The sequence below is a fragment of the Nitrosomonas supralitoralis genome, assembly GCF_003011925.2.
GTDB lineage: Bacteria > Pseudomonadota > Gammaproteobacteria > Burkholderiales > Nitrosomonadaceae > Nitrosomonas > Nitrosomonas supralitoralis.
The window spans coordinates 1-942 of sequence record NZ_PXXU01000164.1; the positions used below are offsets into that span (position 1 = coordinate 1).

Consider the following 942-nt stretch of genomic DNA (forward strand, 5'->3'; position numbering starts at 1 on the left):
GGCATGAGTATAACAACGGATTGCGGCGACGGGGTGATATCACGATTTGGTTTACGGAAGCGGCAATTGCTGAGTGGCGCCCCACCAGAACGGGAACTCGAGGCAGGCCGCAGGAATATTCTAATCTCGCCATAGAAACAGCTCTATTTATCCGCCAGGTCTTTCATCTGCCCTTACGTCAAACCGAAGGTTTCATGAACTCGCTTGCCGGTATCATGAAAGTTGACATCACCATTCCTGACTTCAGTAGCCTGTCCAGGCGCAGCATTAAGTTACCTCAGCATACCTTAACCCAAGCGATGGAACCGGGTAGTCTTGTTATTGTTGATTCAACCGGTCTCAAGGTCTACGGCAAAGACGACTGGCACCAAGAAAAGCATGACGTTGCGGCCCGGCGCACTTGGCGTAAATTGCATCTTGCGGTCGATGAGAACCATCAATTGTTGGCGTGCGAACTGACCCCACCTGAAATAGGCGATCCCACTGCAATCCCGGATTTGCTTGCCCAAATTGATACGCCTTTTGATACCTTCATCGCCGATGGTGCCTATGATGGAGAATCGGTTTCTCAAGCGGTTTTGAATCAGCAACCTGATGCACAAGTGATCATTCCACCACACAAGACTGCTGTCCGTTCAGTTGCAGGCGACACCCAGCGGGACGGCCATATCAGGGTGATTGACCAACATGGACGCATTTTTTGGCAAAAGAAGATAGGATATGGTTTGCGCAACTATGCCGAACTTGCCGTGCAACGCTACAAGCGTATTTTTGGCAAAGCCATGAAAGCGCGCGCACTCCCACAACAAAAAATAGAAGCATGGATTAGTGCGTCTGCACTTAACAGAATGACCAATTTAGGCATGCCTGCGTCTATAAAAATCTAAAAATTAACGAGAGAATGTGGACTTTTGTTCAAATTTTGATTTATTCAACAACGCC

Annotated in this window: 1 protein-coding gene; it reads left to right on the top strand. The window is 48.4% G+C overall.

What is annotated here, in order from left to right; all coding sequences use genetic code 11:
* Positions 1-887 (top strand): IS5 family transposase (locus tag C7H79_RS17215; RefSeq protein WP_106708441.1); only part of this gene is annotated, 887 nt, incomplete at its 5' end.
* Positions 888-942: the final 55 nt, after the last annotated feature.